General features: G+C 61.5%; 16 protein-coding genes and 1 pseudogene. 6 read left to right on the plus strand and 11 right to left on the minus strand.

The window, feature by feature from the left end:
- Positions 1-70 precede the first annotated feature (70 nt).
- Positions 71-712 carry a TetR/AcrR family transcriptional regulator gene (locus ACS4RR_RS00050; protein WP_222386656.1) on the minus strand — a complete coding sequence of 214 codons (642 nt, stop codon included), beginning with the start codon at positions 710-712 and terminating at the stop codon, positions 71-73.
- A gap of 101 nt (positions 713-813) precedes the next feature.
- On the opposite strand from ACS4RR_RS00050, the gene ACS4RR_RS00055 reads away from it, so the two are divergent.
- Positions 814-1,296 carry an anthrone oxygenase family protein gene (locus ACS4RR_RS00055; protein WP_456189540.1) on the plus strand — a complete coding sequence of 161 codons (483 nt, stop codon included), beginning with the start codon at positions 814-816 and terminating at the stop codon, positions 1,294-1,296.
- 97 nt (positions 1,297-1,393) lie between these two features.
- A complete protein-coding gene (locus ACS4RR_RS00060) occupies positions 1,394-2,023 on the plus strand; it encodes a glutathione S-transferase family protein (protein WP_222280016.1) in 630 nt (209 codons plus the stop codon).
- A 496-nt stretch (positions 2,024-2,519) separates the two neighbouring features.
- Here ACS4RR_RS00060 and ACS4RR_RS00065 read toward each other — a convergent pair.
- The 8 genes and pseudogenes from ACS4RR_RS00065 to ACS4RR_RS00100 all read right to left on the minus strand — a co-directional run.
- Positions 2,520-2,630: pseudogene (locus ACS4RR_RS00065) on the minus strand (glyoxalase superfamily protein); the annotation flags it as partial.
- A 90-nt stretch (positions 2,631-2,720) separates the two neighbouring features.
- Positions 2,721-3,899 carry a GGDEF domain-containing protein gene (locus ACS4RR_RS00070; protein ID WP_222386654.1) on the minus strand — a complete coding sequence of 393 codons (1,179 nt, stop codon included), beginning with the start codon at positions 3,897-3,899 and terminating at the stop codon, positions 2,721-2,723.
- Positions 3,900-4,072: 173 nt separating this feature from the next.
- Positions 4,073-5,119, minus strand: coding sequence for a dihydroorotase (pyrC, locus tag ACS4RR_RS00075; RefSeq protein ID WP_260109976.1), 1,047 nt, complete (start codon positions 5,117-5,119; stop codon positions 4,073-4,075).
- A gap of 104 nt (positions 5,120-5,223) precedes the next feature.
- Positions 5,224-6,405 carry an MFS transporter gene (locus tag ACS4RR_RS00080; protein WP_456189541.1) on the minus strand — a complete coding sequence of 394 codons (1,182 nt, stop codon included), beginning with the start codon at positions 6,403-6,405 and terminating at the stop codon, positions 5,224-5,226.
- A gap of 334 nt (positions 6,406-6,739) precedes the next feature.
- On the minus strand, positions 6,740-7,372 hold the full coding sequence (locus ACS4RR_RS00085) for a nucleoside triphosphate hydrolase (RefSeq protein ID WP_456189542.1): 633 nt from the start codon (positions 7,370-7,372) through the stop codon (positions 6,740-6,742).
- Entirely contained in the window at positions 7,369-8,151 is a 783-nt protein-coding gene (locus ACS4RR_RS00090) for an ATP-binding cassette domain-containing protein (protein ID WP_017966817.1), read from the minus strand. Before ACS4RR_RS00090 ends, ACS4RR_RS00085 begins: the two co-directional genes overlap by 4 nt.
- 2 nt (positions 8,152-8,153) lie before the next feature.
- Positions 8,154-9,218, minus strand: a complete 1,065-nt coding sequence (locus ACS4RR_RS00095; protein ID WP_026154411.1) for an ABC transporter permease — start codon at positions 9,216-9,218, stop codon at positions 8,154-8,156.
- A gap of 155 nt (positions 9,219-9,373) precedes the next feature.
- A complete protein-coding gene (locus ACS4RR_RS00100) occupies positions 9,374-10,393 on the minus strand; it encodes a sugar ABC transporter substrate-binding protein (RefSeq protein WP_017966815.1) in 1,020 nt (339 codons plus the stop codon).
- Between the two features lie 228 nt (positions 10,394-10,621).
- Between ACS4RR_RS00100 and ACS4RR_RS00105 the strand changes: the two genes are divergently transcribed.
- The gene (locus tag ACS4RR_RS00105; RefSeq protein WP_260109974.1) at positions 10,622-11,869 is read left to right on the plus strand and encodes an ROK family transcriptional regulator; all 1,248 of its coding nucleotides are present in this window, start codon (positions 10,622-10,624) and stop codon (positions 11,867-11,869) included.
- Complete coding sequence (locus tag ACS4RR_RS00110) at positions 11,853-12,323, plus strand: RbsD/FucU family protein (RefSeq protein WP_260109973.1); 471 nt, start codon at positions 11,853-11,855, stop codon at positions 12,321-12,323. Before ACS4RR_RS00105 ends, ACS4RR_RS00110 begins: the two co-directional genes overlap by 17 nt.
- Positions 12,324-12,438: 115 nt before the next feature.
- Here ACS4RR_RS00110 and ACS4RR_RS00115 read toward each other — a convergent pair whose 3' ends face one another.
- Together ACS4RR_RS00115 and ACS4RR_RS00120 are read right to left on the minus strand one after the other, a co-directional pair.
- Complete coding sequence (locus ACS4RR_RS00115) at positions 12,439-12,921, minus strand: RidA family protein (RefSeq protein ID WP_260109972.1); 483 nt, start codon at positions 12,919-12,921, stop codon at positions 12,439-12,441.
- 19 nt (positions 12,922-12,940) lie between these two features.
- The gene (locus tag ACS4RR_RS00120) at positions 12,941-13,387 is read right to left on the minus strand and encodes a cupin domain-containing protein (protein WP_170279216.1); all 447 of its coding nucleotides are present in this window, start codon (positions 13,385-13,387) and stop codon (positions 12,941-12,943) included.
- Between the two features lie 117 nt (positions 13,388-13,504).
- On the opposite strand from ACS4RR_RS00120, the gene ACS4RR_RS00125 reads away from it, so the two are divergent.
- Entirely contained in the window at positions 13,505-15,037 is a 1,533-nt protein-coding gene (locus ACS4RR_RS00125) for a winged helix-turn-helix domain-containing protein (RefSeq protein WP_260109971.1), read from the plus strand.
- A gap of 345 nt (positions 15,038-15,382) precedes the next feature.
- Positions 15,383-16,057, plus strand: coding sequence for a hypothetical protein (locus tag ACS4RR_RS00130; protein ID WP_260109970.1), 675 nt, complete (start codon positions 15,383-15,385; stop codon positions 16,055-16,057).
- The last annotated feature ends 396 nt before the right edge of the window (positions 16,058-16,453 follow it).

Raw genomic sequence — 16,453 nt, forward strand, 5'->3', positions numbered from 1 at the left:
TCTCCTTCGGCTTGGATCCTTGCGGGAATAGCAGCAAGAGCCCGCCGTTTCCAGACGAAAGGCGGGGCTATTACAGCAGAGGGCCGATATGCATCTTCTTGAACAAGGCAATCGCCTGAGCACCCTCTTCCGCATTCAGCGAAACAGCGTAACGCACGGCGGCGGCAAGCAGCTGCATCGTCAGCCGGGCGATCGCCAGCAGCTCCCTGCGGTCGCGATCCGGCCATAGGCGGATAAGCACGGCGAGAAATGCCTGGGCATGGAATTCCATGTCCTCGGCATCGACCTGTTGCAGCAGCTTGTCGGTATGGGTCGCATGCCAGATGTCGCGCATCACAGGCTCGCGGCGGAAGAAGTCGTAATATTCATCGGCGATAGTGGCGAGCGCGCCCTGCAGGGCCGCAGCGTCCGTCACCTTTGCCAGTTCCGCTTCGACGCACCGCCTGCCCTCTTGGTTGAAGCGCTCGGCCAATGTGCGGATGATCGAGGTCTTGTCGGGGAAATATTGGTAGAGGGCGCCGAAGGAGAGACCGGCCTTTTCGACGATCTCGCTCATCTTCAAGCCGTCGCTGCCATGGCTTTCGATCAGCTCGGCGGCCACGGTGAGGATCTTTTCGAAGCGCTCGCGGCCGCGCTGCTGGCTGGGAATGCGGCGCAGCTGGCCGGTCGACTCCTGCTGGCGCCTGCGCGTTGCGACCGGCTGTTCCGACATGCTCTCTCCTTTTCCACGTTGACAAACAATATAAGAGAGATTATCGCATTTTGCAAATGGGAGAGTTTCTCTTGTTTTTAAAGTTTGGGAGGAGTTTTGACATGCAGATCATCCTGATCCTATCCCTCGTGGCCGCGGCGATCGGCAGCGGCCTCGTCGCCGGCATCTTCTTTGCCTTCTCGACCTTCATCATGGCCGCCTTCTCGCGCATCCCGGCGGAGCAAGGCATCGCGGCGATGAACTCGATCAACGTGACGATCGTCCGCTCTCCCTTCATGGGCCTCTTCGTGCCGACGGCGATCCTCTGCCTCGTCATCGCCGTGCTCGCCCTGATCGACTGGCGCGGCGGGGCATCCTTTCTGATGCTGGCGGGTGCAGCCCTCTACATCTTCGCCTCCTTCCTCTCGACCATCATCTTCAACGTGCCGATAAACGATGCGCTGGCAAAAGTCGGCGGCAACGGGACGGAAGCGGTTCAGCTCTGGACCATCTATGTCAGGGACTGGACGTGGTGGAACCATGTGCGGACCATCGCCTCGCTACTCGCCTCGGTCGCCTTCGTCCGGGCGCTGATGATCGTCTGAACGATTGCTTCTCGGCGATCCGCCGCGCCTTTCAGGAATCGGGTGGTTGGCCCCGTGCGGGCATGCGATGTTGGGCAATCGCCGCGAAAGGACCGTCATGTTTACGCTTCACGACTATATGCCGTCGCAAAATGGCTGGAAGGTCCGGGTTTTGCTCGGCCTGCTCGACATACCGTACCGCAGCCGTATCGTCTCGATCTTCGAGGGCGAGAGCCGCACCGAGGCGTTTCTCAAACTCAATCCGGTGGGCGCCATCCCAGTTCTCGAACTCGACGATGGGCGTCCGATTGCCGAATCCAATGCGATCCTCACTTTTCTCGCCGAGGGCACACGCTTCCTGCCTTCAGACCACTATCTGCGCGCCAAGGTCATGCAATGGCTGTTCTTCGAACAGTATCATGTCGAGCCGGTCATCGGCTCGCTGCGATTCTGGACGTTGACCGGACGGCTGGAGCGTAACCAGAGCATGATTGCGGGCAAGCGCGAAGCCGCAGCCCGCGCGCTTGCCGCCATCGATCGCAGCCTGAGCGACAGCCTGTTTCTTGTCGACCAGCAGCTGACGATCGCCGATATCGCCGTTTACGCCTATAGCCACCGGGCCGAGGATTGCGGCTTTTCTCTCGCAGCCTATCCCGCCTTCGCCGCCTGGTCCGACCGCGTTCGAGGTGCCATCGGGGCAGATTATCCGGTCTATCCCTATAGTATGGACCCGCATTCGGCCGGCTAAGACAGAGTCCGCCTCGTGGCCGACCGGGAGTTTAGCGATAGCGCCGGCGCGAGCCGTTCCGGCTATTTGCCAGCATCCGGGTTCGAAAAGCGCGCCAAGCGGAGATCACGGCGAGCAGCAAGAACAAGCCTGCCAAACCAGCCCACAGAGAACCGCCTTGCGTCAGGTTGTCACCTTCGGGAGTGAGGTAGCTGGATAGGGCTTGCAATATGCAATCTCGAAACTTCCAGTACCTTTCATAGAATAACCATCCGAAAATGCAACTTTTCCCCCGATATATCTTGCTCTGACTAAGAAGAAACCGTACCGCGCAGCTACACGTCTCTTCTCCCCAGCGGGGAGAAGGTGCCGGCAGGCGGTTGAGGGGGTGAGCGGCAAAGCCGCGAGTGTCCGGAGCGCAAGCGCAGGACAATGAATGGAATGCCGTGTGGCCCCCTCATCCGACCCTTCGGGCCACCTTCTCCCCGCTGGGGAGAAGAGGGAGCCAAGCCGTGACCATGTAGCGGTAGTCCTTGCCTGAGAGTTCGGCGTGATAGGCCCGCACATTGGCGACGCGGACGAAGGCCTTGGCGCCGGGGCTGGCGTCGCCGGAATGTTCGCTGAGGTTGTCTGGATGCATTCACCTTAACGCAGAAGCGTCGCGGGGCGGCTGGCCGCATCCGGGCGAGGGCGATGTTATGGGAGGGTCAGCCGGGAATCAAGACGCGGTGCGTGTTGCTTCGACGGGAACCGCCTTGAGGTAGCTGGCAAGTTCGACCCGGTTGCGGCCGGCGCGCTTGGCGACGTAGAGCGCCTTGTCGGCGGCACTCAGCATGGCGTCGAAATCCAAGCTCTTCGAACGGCCGGGGGCGACGCCGACGCTGACCGTGCATGTCAGCACTTCGTCGTCGATATGGATCTCGCGCGCTTCGAACGCCCTGCGGATGCGCTCGGCCGTGAGTTCCGCCCGGCCGGGCATGATCTCCTTCAGCACCAGCACGAATTCCTCGCCGCCGAGCCGGGCAGCGGTGTCGCCGGTGCGGCAATGGGCCGAAAGCTCGCCGGCGAAGACATTGAGCACGCGGTCGCCGGCGGCATGGCCGAAGCGATCGTTGACGGATTTGAAATGGTCGATATCGAAGACGATGACGGCCGTGGTCGTTCCCATCGGACGCGTGCCGTATTGGTCGAAGAGGGCACGACGGTTGAGCAGGCCGGTCAGCGGATCGGTGATCGCATCGAGACGATGGCGGGCAGCGAGCCGCCATTGATGCAGCGCCAGCGACAGCGCGCCGATACCGGTCATGCCGGCAATGCAGACGGCAAGGCTCAGATCTTCGGCCCAGTTGCTGGGGGCTTTGCCGAGCACCAGCTTGCCGTCGGAGATCAGCACGGCGGCGCAGAGAACGAAGGAGATCGCCGTCAGCGTATAGAGCGTGGTAATGCCGAGGAGCGGCGCGGGTGCTTCGGCGCGGGCGAGCCAATATTGCCGGGCGGTGGCAAAGAGCAAAAGGGCGATGGCGAGATTGTCCGCGATGAAAGCCAGGCCATCATAGCCCGATAGCATCGGCACGACGGAGAAGACCATCGCCGCAAGCGCGCGGATCGCGATGGCAAGGAGAGACATCCGGCCGGTGAGGAATTGTTTGCCTGCTCCCCAGATGGTGGCAAAACCGGCATGAAACAGCACGAAATTGGCAACGCCGAGCCATGTCTTGGGCGTATTGACATAGCCGCTATAGACGAAAATGCCGCTGACGACGAGGACAAGGCCGACGGTGGCGGTGAGCAGCACGGTTTCCGCGCGACGGACAAGCCAGCTGCCCATCAGCGTCACCGCAAGGCAGGCCGCGGAGACGCCGAGCGCCAACAACAGGGAGTTATAGTCAAGCATCATGCTTTTCAGTCTCCGCAGCTGTTGTCGCATCGAATGGCGGCTTACCGGTCTGCGAGGAGAAATGTCTTATGCATCAGTTAACAAATGATGCACTGCACAATGCAAATGTTACGCGTTTAACGTCGCGTCGAACTTTAAAATGAATATTCTATTTAAAATTGAAATCCGAAAGCTTACTCCTGGTGCAGCACCTGCCAGCGCAGGGGAAACATCGGATCGAACACCGTCACCGGACCGGCGCCGGTTTCAATCCTCGCGGGAAAGACGACCGGCTCGGCCTGCCGTGACAGGGTGATGCGCTCCTCGTTCGGCTGCAGCCCGTACCAGGCCGGCCCGTTCAGCGACACGAAGGCTTCGAGCCGTTCCAGGGCGCCCTCCTGTTCGAAGACATGGGCGAGGCAGCTCATCGTATTGACCGAGGTATAGATGCCGGCGCAGCCGCAGGCGCATTCCTTCAGCGGATCGACATGCGGGGCGGAATCCGTGCCGAGGAAGAAGCGCGGATCGCCGCTGACCGCCGCCGCACGCAAGGCCAGCCGGTGGTTTTCGCGCTTGGCGACGGGCAGGCAGTAATAATGCGGGCGGATGCCGCCGACGAGGATGGCGTTGCGGTTGATGATCAGATGGTGGGTGGTGATCGAGCCGGCGAGATTGCCCTTGGCCGCCTTGATGTAATCGACGCCATCCCATGTCGTCACATGCTCCATCGTTACCTTCAGCTCCGGCAGGCGCTGGCGCAGCGGATCGAGCACGGTGTCGATGAAGACGGCCTCGCGGTCGAAGATATCGACCTCCGGCGTCGTCACCTCGCCATGGACGCAGAGCGGCAGGCCGATCTTTGCCATGCGCTCCAGCACCGGCATCGCCTTTTCCATGTCGCGGACGCCGCCATGCGAATTGGTCGTGGCGCCGGCGGGATAAAGCTTGACGGCGGTGATGAGGCCGCTGTTCTTCCCCTCCTCCACATCATCCGGGCTGGTATGTTCGGTGAGATAAAGTGTCATCAGCGGCTGGAAGCGATGGCCGTCCGGCAAGGCTTTGAGGATGCGCTCGCGATAGGCCCTGGCGTCAGCTGACGTGACGACCGGCGGCACGAGATTGGGCATGATGATGGCGCGGGCGAAGGTGCGGCTCGTATCAGCGATCACGCCCTCCAGCATGGCGCCGTCGCGCAGATGCAGGTGCCAGTCATCAGGACGGCGGATGGTGATCGATTGCATGGCAGGCCTCCGAAGCGATGCGTCTGCGGTCTCGATAACACTAAAGCGCATCGCATTGAAATTGATTCATGCGGCGGGCTTTCGCTCTTTTCATGCCCGCTGCTCTATCTCCGAACCGATCTTATCAGGCACAATGCCGCTCCGAGCAGACAGAGACCGGCGCAAAGCTCGAACAACGACCAGTAGCCAAAGGATTGCGCCCAAAGGCCGGTCCCGAGCCCCGAGAAAAGAAGGCCGGCATTCGCGCTATTGCCAAAGAGGGCCGCTGCGATTCCAACCCTGCCAGGCAACAGATCCTGCAAATGAGCCATGCCGACGATACTGATGATCGCGATGCCTGTCGCCCGCAGCAACTGCGCAAGGTAGAGCGTCGTCAGTGAAGGCCAGGGGATCGGCAACAGGTAATAGACGGCGAAGACCCCGAAGCCGGCCAGCAGGAGCAGCCTGTTCGCCCCGCGTGCCGGCCGAAACACGAACAGGCTCATCACAATCACCTCAAGAAGCGCGCAGAGGCTGAACAGCAGGCCGACGTCCGCCTCGGATCCCAACTGCTGGGCAACGACGATCGACACGGCATTGGCACCGGTGAACATGGCCGTGTGAAAGGCGGTAAGCGCCAACACGGCAGGCGCTGTGGACATCAAAACGTCCAGCGTCAGGCGCTGCCGGCTTGCTGTATCCGCCACGACCTCGATGCGGCTCACCAGCACGACCGCCAGCGCCAAGGCGGCGAGCAAAGTTGCGCCGACATAGATGCCATCGAGGTCCCAGTAGCGAACAAGAATGGCGCCCAGGGCTGGCCCGACGGCCCAACTCAGCGAATTGCACGTGCGCAGCGCCGCCATGCCCTCGGCGCTCGTCTGCTCGCCTGTGCGATCGAGATAGCCTTTCGCCGTCGCAAACAGCAGGGAGAACGAGGCAGAACTGATACCGAAGAGGACGGCCGCGTTGAGAAACAGCATCCACGGTTCGCTCGCCACCGCGCAGAGACCGAACCCAGCCATCTTGGCCAGCAAGGATATCAGCAACGGCCACATCATCGGCTTGCGGTCGTGAAAGTGGCCAAAGATCGTCGTGACGACGATGCCTGAGATCGCCGACAGGCTTAGAAAAGCTCCCAACTGCAGAGGCGACATGCCGACCTTATCAACGGCGAGCAGGGCGATGTAACTGAAGGCCATTGCCTCGGCGAGCATAGCGAAGAGGATTGCAATCAGTGCGGCGGGGAAGAATGGAACGCGAAAAAGGGCGAAGATCGCGCGCGTGATGGGCAGGCTGAACGCCATATGTCATCTCCAACGGGATGAGGAAGAGGCATGAACGCACAGACTTCATCGAAAATCCGGCGAGGAGAGCCCGACGCATCGCGTGACTTCTTACATGACGGACATGCCGGCACCCCGCCAAAGGAGGGCACCGACCAAACGGCAGGGTGTGTGGATGTTATCCTTCGCGACCATACTCAAGCGCAAGTCCCTTTTGCCCGAATTCGGCCGACTTGCTGCGAAACCTTGATTCACAAGAGGCGCTGCCAGCACCTTGTTATGCCTATCGGCATCCGGAACCGCTACGCAGGACCGGGCGGTATGGATTGTTCCCATGTGAGAACAATCCGCGGCATCACGCCAGCGCGATCTCCAGCGTCACATCGGCCGGGCGGCGGTTTTCGAGGATCAGCCGGCCGTTCGGCAGGTCGTTGCCGTAGACCTTGGCGCTGGCGGCTTCCTCGGTCAGGTTGTAACCGCGCCAGCGCGCCCAGAGCCGCTCTTCGAGCACCTCGATCGGCGGCGCCAGCATGATCGAAAAATCGAAGACGCCTTCGAGTTCGGCCCATTTGCCGAGCGAAAACAGCAGATAATTGCCCTCGACGATGATGAAACGGTGATCGGGGGAAACGGGACGGGCCGAGGCGATGGCGAGTTCGCGGGAACGGTCGAAGACCGGCACCAGAACCTCCTGATCGGCCCGCCTGACGGCGCGGATGATATCGAGGAAACCGCGGACATCGAAGGTCTCGGGGATGCCCTTGCGCGCCAGCAGGCCGCGTTCGATCAGGATGGCGTTGTCCATGTGGAAGCCATCCATCGGCAGGACTTCGGTACTTTCGCCCCTGGCCTTCAGCGCTTCCGCCAAATTGTCGGCCATGGTCGATTTGCCGGCGCCTGGAGGTCCGGCGATGGCGACCAGGAAACGCTTGGAATGGCCGGCGCGGTCAAGAACTGCGCCGGCGATTTCATCGATGCGTGCGTTCATGCGGCGACCGGCTCCGTCGGCACCGCCTTGGCGCCGGTCATGAAGGCGACGGCGTCGGACATGGTGTACTCCTTAGGATCGATTACCGTCAGCCGCCGGCCGAGACGGTGGATATGGATCCGGTCGGCCACTTCGAAGACATGCGGCATGTTGTGGGAGATCAGCACGATCGGCAGGCCACGGGCGCGCACGTCGAGGATCAGTTCCAGCACGCGGCGGCTTTCCTTGACGCCAAGCGCTGCCGTCGGTTCGTCCATGATGATGACCTTCGAGCCGAAGGCGGCGGCGCGGGCGACCGCGACACCCTGGCGCTGACCGCCGGAGAGCGTTTCCACCGCCTGGTTGATGTTCTGGATGGTCATCAAGCCGAGTTCGGACAGCTTGTTGCGCGCCAGCTTTTCCATGGCCGGCCGGTCGAGCATGCGGAACATCGAACCGAGCACGCCGGATTTGCGGATCTCGCGGCCGAGGAACATGTTGTCGGCGATCGACAGTGCCGGCGACAGCGCGAGGTTCTGGTAGACGGTTTCGATGCCGGCTTCGCGCGCTTCCATCGGCGAGCGGAACTGCACCTGCCGGCCTTCGAGGGTGATCACTCCCTCGTCGGGGGTGACGGCGCCCGATATCGCCTTGATGAGCGAGGATTTGCCGGCGCCGTTATCGCCGATGACGGCGAGGATTTCACCCGGATAGAGGTCGAAATCGGCATTGTCGAGCGCGGTCACGCGGCCATAGCGCTTGACGAGACCGCGGGCGGTGAGAAGGGGTTCGCGATCCATGATTACACCGAAACCTTTCTGATCCACTGATCGATAGCGACGGCGGCGATGATCAGCACGCCTGTCAAAAGGACTTTCCATTGCGGGTCGGCGCCGAGCATGTTGAGGCCCATCGAGACGACGCCGACGATCATGGCACCGAAGAGCGTGCCGAGGATGGAGCCGCGGCCGCCGAACAGCGAGATGCCGCCGATCACAGTCGCAGTGATCGCCTGGAGGTTAAAATCGGTGACGGCCGAAGAGGGCGAGATCGAGCCGTTGCGGCCGATCGAGACCCAGGCGGCCAAGCCGGCAATGACGCCCGAGATGGCGTAAACGGTCAGCAGCACCTTCTTGGTCTGAATGCCGGAGAGCTTGGCTGCCTCCGGATCGTCGCCGACGGCATAGACATGCCGGCCCCAGGCGGTGTGATTGAGGACATACCAGAGGACCACGACGAGCAGCACCATGGCGATGACGCCGACGGTCAGCACGGCGCTGCCGAGCTTGAAGCTCACGGCGAAAAGATGCAGCAGCGGCGCCTTTTCGTCGACGTCGGTGTCGCGGATCGTCTCATTGGCGGAATAGATGAAATTCGTCGCCATGACGATGTTCCAGGTGCCGAGCGTGACGATGAAGGGCGGCAACTTCATGTAGGCGACGAGGAAGCCGTTCAGCAATCCGCAAAGGCCGCCGACAAGCATGCCGGCTGCGACCGCGATCGGCGTCGGTATGCCGTAGGTGATGGCGACATTGCCCATGATCACCGCCGAGATCACCATGATGACGCCAATCGAAAGATCGATGCCGGCCGTCAGGATGACCAGCGTCTGGGCGGCGCCGAGAATACCGACGATGGCGATCTGCTGCAGGATCAGCGTCAGCGTATAGGACGAGAAGAACCGTCCGCCGATGGTGATCCCGAAAATGATGATCGCCAGCACCAGCACGATCAGCGGCACGGCGGCCGGCGTCGAGTGAAGAAAATGCTGCGCGCGCTTGATCAGCGAGACATTCTCGTGCTCGAAGGAGGCAACGCTCTTGTCGCTGCCGTCGAGGACACGTTCGAATTCCTGTGTTCCGGTCATGGTTCCTCCTCCGCATCCGCGCGCCGAACTCGCGCGGGGGCCGTCACCGATATCCATCCGGTCTTTGATTAGCCGGTTCGTGAGGCGACGGCACATCGTCCGTCGAAAACGACCGGGGATCAAGCCCCGGCCGGTCTGCTTTCAACAATCAGGGCTCAGCCCCAGCACTTGTCGGTGCCTTCCTTGGTGTCGATCGACTTGACGCCGGAAACCGGCTTGTCGGTGACGAGCGAGACGCCGGTGTCGTAGAAGGACTTGCCTTCGGTCGGCTTCGGCTTTTCACCACTGTCGGCGAACTTCTTGATCGCTTCGACGCCAAGGGCTGCCATCATCAGCGGATATTGCTGCGAGGTGGCGCCGATGACGCCTTCCTTGACCGACTTCACGCCCGGGCAACCACCGTCGACCGAGACGATCAGCACGTTCTTTTCCATGCCGACAGCCTTCAGCGCCTGATAGGCGCCGACAGCGGCCGGCTCGTTGATCGTGTGGATGACGTTGATGCTCGGATCCTTCTGCAGAAGGTTTTCCATGGCCTTGCGGCCGCCTTCTTCATTGCCGTTGGTCACGTCATGACCGACGATACGAGCATCGTCCTCGTCGCCGATCTTGTTCGGGTCCTTCGGATCGATGCCGAAGCCCATCATGAAGCCCTGGTCGCGCAGAACGTCGACCGTCGGCTGCGACGGAGTGAGGTCGAGGAAGCCGACCTTGGCGTCCTTCACCTTGTCGCCCAGCGTTTCCTTGGCCCACTGGCCGATCAGCTTGCCGGCGAGCAGGTTGTCGGTGGCGAAGGTGGCGTCGGCGGCATCGGCCGGCTCCAGCGGCGTGTCGAGAGCGATGACCAGCAGGCCGGCATCACGGGCCTTTTTGACCGAAGACACGATGCCCTTGGTGTCGGAAGCAGCAATCAGGATGCCCTTTGCGCCGTCGGCAATGCAGCTTTCGATCGCAGCCACCTGGCTTTCGCTGTCACCGTCGACCTTGCCGGCATAGGACTTCAGCGAGACGCCGAGTTCCTTGGCCTTGGCCGTCGCACCTTCCTTCATCTTGACGAAGAAGGGGTTGGTGTCGGTCTTGGTGATCAGGCAGGCAGCCACGTCAGCCGCCATGACAGGAGCGGAAAAGGTGACACCAAGCGCGAGCGCGCCGAAAGCGAGAACGGATTTCTTCATGGAACTCCTCCCAGAGTTTGCCGGCGCCGCCCCTGCGGGGCCGGAAGCTTAAGATATGACACTTCGCCGTGGATCGCTAATGCCTCCCAGCGGTCCCGTGCCCTTGACGACGGCAATTAAGAGCGAAAAGAAATTGGCTTGTCAATAAATAAATCCAATTGAATTATTAATTCGATGTGGCATGCTCGAACGAATTAGGGCATAGGCCAACGATCGGGAGGAGCGGCCATGTCGTCCTTGGATGGACCGGAACACACGCCGGTCCCGCCACCAATTCTCAATCCGGCCGGAGGTGCAAACCAGGTCAGGGTGCGAGCCTATAACGAACGGCTCGTGCTGTCGCTGGTGCGTCTCTACGGCGCGCTGTCGAAGGCCGATATCGCGCGCCGCAGCGGGCTGTCGGCGCAGACCGTCTCCGTGATCATGCGGGTGCTGGAAAAGGAAGGGCTGCTGTCGCGCGGGGAACCGGTGCGCGGCCGCGTCGGCCAGCCGTCGATCCCGATGCATATCAATCCCGATGCCGTCTATTCCTTCGGCCTGAAGATGGGCCGGCGCAGCGCCGATCTGGTGCTGATGGATTTCGTCGGCCGCATCCGCATGCAGTTGCACCGGACCTATGCCTATCCGCTGCCGGATGAAATCCTCGCCTTCGTCACCTCGGGCATCCGCGAGCTCGAAGACCGGCTCGACGACAAACAGCGCGGCCGCATCGCCGGCCTCGGCATCGCCGCCCCCTTCGAGCTCTGGAACTGGGCCGAAGAGGTGGGTGCGCCGCCGGGCGCCATGGAGGTCTGGCGCGACGTCGACCTGCAGGCCGACGTCGCCTCTCGCGTCTCCCATCCGGTCTTCATGCAGAACGATGCGACCAGCGCCTGCGGCGCCGAACTCGTCTTCGGCGTCGGGCCGTCCTACCCGGATTTCGTCTATTTCTTCATCGGCTCCTTCATCGGCGGCGGCATCGTGCTCAATTCGGCGATCTTTTCCGGCCGCACCGGCACGGCAGGCGCGATCGGGCCGCTGCCCGTGCGGGGCAAGAACGGCGAGACGAAGCAGTTGCTCGAAATCGCCTCGATCTTCGTGCTCGAGAATATGCTGCGCGAACGCGGCATCGATCCAGAGCCGCTCTGGTATTCCGCCGACGACTGGGTGGATTTCGGCGAGCCGATGGAAGCCTGGATCCAGGACAGCGCCAAGGCGCTGGCGCAGGCGATCGTCGCCGCCGCCTCGATCGTCGATTTCAGTGCGGCCGTCATCGATGGCGGCTTTCCCGATTGGGTGCGCAGCCGCATGGTGCAGGCCACCATCGACGAAGCTGCCAAACTCGACCTGCAGGGCGTCGTCATGCCTGAAATCATCGAGGGCGCGGTCGGCGCCCAGGCGCGCGCCATCGGTGGCGCCAGCCTGCCGATCTTCGCGCGTTACCTCACCGACCAGAACGTACTTTTCAAGGAGATAGACCATGCTGAAAGGACTTGATCCGCTGTTGAGCCCGGAGCTGCTTTTTACTCTTCGCGCCATGGGCCACGGCGACGAGATCGCCATCGTCGACGGCAATTATCCGGGCGTCGAACATGCCCGCCGGCTGATCCGGCTCGACGGCCACCACCTCATCCCGGTCCTCAACGCCGTGCTCAGCGTGCTGCCGATCGACGATTTCGTGACTGATGCGATCTTCCGCTCGACCGTCAAGGCCGAGCGCGACAAGCTCGACCCCGTGCACGAGGAGATGATCGACTGCTGCGCCCGCCACGAGCCGCATCGGCAGGTGGTGCCGCTGATCGGCCAGGATTTCTACGGTAGGGTGAAATCCGCCCATGCGGTGATCCAGACCGGCGAGCCCAGGCTCTACGCCAACATCATCCTGCGCAAGGGCGTGATCTATCCGAAGGAGGCGGACCCCCATGCTGACGTTGATCCCTTCGTTTACTAGAGCATGATGCCGAAAGTGTGAGCGGTTATCGGACGACACCATGCTCTGACGATCTGGCGTGGAACAGGATTCAGATTTTAGGCCAAACTGGCCTAAAATCATCCTGTTCTGGCGGTCACCCGTCTATTTCGACTTCCGCTTCACAGTTTACGGGCGCATTCAAAGGGATGGCCATGCCGATAGACGAGCGGGCGTGGGCGCCAACGTTGGGGCCGTACAGCTCCAGTATCAGATCGGAATAGCCGTTTGTGACCAGCGGCGTCTCATTGAAACCCGGAGCAACATTCACCATGGCGAAGACGCGCAGCCAAGCCGTGACCCGATCAAGATCTCCGACAGCACGTTTGAGACTGGCGAGATGGGCCAGGGCAACGAGCCGGGCTGACGCGTAACCCTGCTCCGGCGAAACATCCGCTCCGACCTTGCCAAGCGGAGCTGCCAATGTCCCATCGCGGTTGCACGCGACGTGACCCGAAATATAGGCGCGGGTGCCGCGCACCCGAACCCAGGCGAATGGCATATGCAGCCCCTCGCGAACTTTCAAAGGTTCGGGCAATTCCAGACCGATTTCGGCCAGACGTTGTTCGATGATGGCCATGGTGCACCTCCCGGTATGATTAGCTTACGATGTTGTCGAGCTCCGGCATCAGCACGACGCTCTCGTTGGCTGCAGGGTCGTTGCGGGCACCGAGGAATTCGGCGTTTTCGGTGCTGCGATTGACGGCCACATGCGGAACGCCGGCCGGAATGAAGAGATAGTCGCCGGCGTGGACCAGTTCGCACTGTTCGAGCTCCGACCCCGACCAGATCTCGATTTCTTGGCCCCCAGTCATCAGAAGGGCCGTCTCGTGTCCCTCATGGCGATGGGCATTGGTTCGTCTGCCTGCGGGTAGCGAAATCATCCCCAGCCACAGCATGCTTGACCCGACGCTTTGTGCCGAGACGCCCGAGCGATAGACCGACCCTTGCTCGGCGACATGGCTGCCGCTCCCGCGTACGACTTTCGCGGTTAATCCATGAGGATTTTTCGGCGGATTTTTCGGTTGCGTTGCTTCGTTCTTCATCGCTCTCACCACTTCAACCGCTGCACTGGCGCAGACTCTGCGCGCTCAGCCGGCGCAAGTCCTGAAGCGGGGCCGAAAAATTCCGAAAAGCTGCGAAATCGGCGTATCATCTCGGCCATGAACACACAGCACCTTGCCTTCGGCCACTTCGAGTTCATTGCCGAGAACGGATGCCTGTTTCGCGACAATAGGCCTGTCGCTATCGGAGCCCGAGGTACTTCCCTGCTTGCCGCTCTGCTTTCGGCACAGGGAGGTGTCGTCTCCAAGTCGGCCCTGATGGATGCGGTTTGGCCGGGATTGGCCGTCGAGGAAAGCAATCTTTCCGTTCAGATTGCCGCCCTTCGCAAGCTGCTCGGCCCTGCATCAGACGGCGGCGAATGGATCGTCACGGTCCCGCGGGTCGGGTACAGATTTGCCGGTCCGGTGGAGAGCCGGGCCGACGCAGCCGATAGCAGATGGCATGCGCAGACCAGTTCGATCCCGGCGATTGCCGTATTGCCGTTCGAAAATCTCGGCGGTGATGCTGAAAGACAGTATCTGGCCGACGGTATCGCCGATGATCTGATCATGGCGCTCGTTCGGTTCAGATGGTTCCGCGTCGCCTCACATGGGGCGAGTTTCACAAGGAGGGATGGCTCGAGGGATCCGCAATCTATCTCGCGCGAACTTGGCGTCGATTTTCTGGTGGATGGAGCTGTCCGGTATGCCGGCGATCGGATCCGAATATCGGTGCACCTCGCCGATGCAGCGAAAGGCGCCACAGTCTGGTCCGAACATTACGATCTTCAGGTGGCCGAGATATTTGCGGTGCAAGACGCCATCGCCGAGCGGATCGCGGCGGCGGTCGAGCCCGAGCTGCTGTTACGCCACGGGCTTCAGGTGGCTCCGCACACCGGCAACATCACTGCCTGGGACCTTGTACGGCAAGGCACATTCAAGTTCCACAAGGTCACGCAGTCCACCCACATAATCGCACGGCGATTGTTCCGCGAGGCTGCGGAGCTCGATCCCATGCTTCCGGAGGCGCAGATCTGGCGAGCGCGGGTCAATGCGGGCCTCATTGCCTACGGCTGGACTGATAACCCCGCCGCGGACGGGAGGGAAGGATTGGATGCGGCCCTGCGGGCGATCTATCTCGATGCGCGGAACCCATATTCGCACTATGCGCTGGCAATTGTGTCTGCCTATACAGGCAGGGCTGACCAGGCGATCCTCGCAGCGGAACGGTCCATTGAACTCGGTTCGAGTTTTGCCTTGGGCTATCTCGTCCTCGGCATGGCCCGTCTTTTTTCGGGGGATGCGGCCGGCGCGCGAAAGCCCCTGGCTCGCGGCCTCGAACTCAACCCCCATGATCAGCAGAATGGGGTTTGGTTCAGCCTCTTGATGCTTGCACTGTTCTTTTCGGGCAACGTCGAGAGCGCGCTCGAAACGGGACGTACGGCGCTAAAGGCGCGGCCTGACTGGCCGGCGCTTCTGCGCATTCAGGCGTGCTGCCATATGGCCGTGGGACATCGTGAGCAGGCTCGTCGCTTTGCTGCGGCTGCAAGCGATCTTTCCGAATCTGCCGGCGATGCGCTTGGTCCGTTCAGAGATGGCAACAAGGAATGGGCCACTCGCCTGAACGAACTGCTGCGAGAGACAGAACTTTAAAACGGCCGGTTGGCAAAACCTGTTCAGGATAGGCGCCGAAGAAGGGGTGATCTATCCTAGAGGGCGGGGCCTGGGTGCCCGGCATGTACGATCCCCTTCGTCTGGAGGAACAACGGCAAAAGTGCGCAGCGATTTGGTCGTCGGTAAGCTTTGGCTTTCGGGCCGGCTAAGGTCAGTCTTTCGCCATTCGTTCGATAGATGTTATGGTGCGGCCGGTGCGTTGGTCCGCCGCGCCGGCAAATCGCTCGGCTGCGAACGGCGCCTCACCACCAGGAGCCGACGTCGCGCGGCTGTATGGAGACGTGCGGGATCAGGCCGGTGAAGCGATGAGGACACGGATCTCAGATGGCACCTGACATGAGCACGTCTCCCCGTCGCAGCACTACCGGTCTGCGCACGTTTCTGGATCCTGAGCAACAGCGCGATTGGATAGAATGCGAGGCGGAGTTGATCGACGCCGAGGAGCGCTCGGAGTCCCTGGAACAGCGGTTCAAGTACGTCGCACGGTTCGAGAAGCTGCTTCGTCGCCCGCAGGCGCAAGATGTTCTGGAAATTCTCAGCGTATACGGACAAACCTGCATCCCCATCCCGCGCAAGACCGAGCGTCACTACTGGTCGGTTTCGTGCCTGCCCTCGACGTCCGACAAGCCGCTCATCCGCGTCAATGCGAGTTGGATGGAGCTTTTCACGCTCTATGCCGACGGCGAGGGCCTGCGTGCACGGTTCCTGGTGCATCTTTCGCATTTCACCACCGACCATTCACCCGCGCAGGGCAATGTGGACGAGGCTTTTCTCGAGGACTGCGTCACGACGCCCGAAGACGTCGGTTATTTTTTCCCACGCGGCGAGGACATTTTCGGCATCACTGTGCGAGGCTCCGCCTCGATCCGCAAATTCCTGGCGGAACGCCGCATGTTGCGCGCCATTCGGACTTTCAATGTGACGCACATGAACCGAGGTCGGAACGCCTATCAGGCAAGCCACTGCTACAGCCTGGGGGATAACATGCTGGCGGGTTGATCGGCCCTGGGATGCGCCCTACCCTGGCGAGACTGCGGAGCCGGCCCGCGGTCGCCGGCGACGCGGGGATGCTGAAAAGACGCGAGGGCGCTGTAAATCCGTCACGCCCATTCCTCTTCAAGGACTACTGATCCTCCGGCGGGTTCTTCAACCATTCGAAAATGGCAGATGGCGGCGACCGGCAGACACCATCGAATCGAAGCCTCATCCGATTTACGGGAAAGATATCCAATTCACGCAGCGAAACGCCCGCACCTTCGTCAATGCAAACGCGACATTAACCTTCGAAGGTGGACGATCTTACGGACTTGTCGGTGCTGCGCAGCTTGATCAACGACCGCAATGCCCGACGCGGCATTCGGGGATACGAGCATCAGCCATGTCGGCTGTTGATTG

It is taken from the genome of Rhizobium zaerense, from assembly GCF_051810725.1.
In the GTDB taxonomy this organism is placed as follows: Bacteria; Pseudomonadota; Alphaproteobacteria; order Rhizobiales; family Rhizobiaceae; genus Rhizobium; species Rhizobium leguminosarum_I.